This is a genomic window from Desertibacillus haloalkaliphilus, from assembly GCF_019039105.1.
Lineage (GTDB): Bacteria > Bacillota > Bacilli > Bacillales > KJ1-10-99 > Desertibacillus > Desertibacillus haloalkaliphilus.
Genome location: NZ_JAHPIV010000251.1, coordinates 1 through 397, shown reverse-complemented (window position 1 = coordinate 397; position 397 = coordinate 1). Strand labels below are relative to the sequence as shown.

General features: G+C 50.1%; 1 protein-coding gene. It reads left to right on the top strand.

Features of this window, described 5'->3' with window-relative positions:
* The coding region (locus KH400_RS29900) for a hypothetical protein (RefSeq protein ID WP_217228202.1) at nucleotides 1–397 on the top strand (397 nt) is incomplete at both ends.

Genomic DNA, 397 nt, shown 5'->3' with positions numbered 1-397 from the left:
AGGGAGAGAGGGAGGGGGGGAGAGGAGAGGGGGAGAAGAGAAAGGGGAAGAGGGGAGAAAAGGGAGAGGAAGAGAAGAGAGAGAGAGAGGGGGAAGAGGGGGGGGGAAGAGGAGAGGAAGAAAGAAAGAAAAGGAGGGAAGAGGGAAAGAGAAAAAGGGGGGAAGAAAAAAGGAGAAAAAGAGAGGGGAAAAAAGAGGGAGGAAAGGAAAAAAAAAGGGAGGAAGAGGAAGAGAGGAAAAAAAGGAAAAGAGGAAAAAGGAGGGAGAGAGGGAGAGAAGGGGGAAGGAAGGAAGAAAAAAGGAAAGAGGGAGGGGAAGAGAGGAGGGGAGAAAAAAGAAGAGAAGGGAGGAAGGGGGGGAGAAAAGAGGGGAGAGAAAAGAAAGAAGAAGAGGAGGA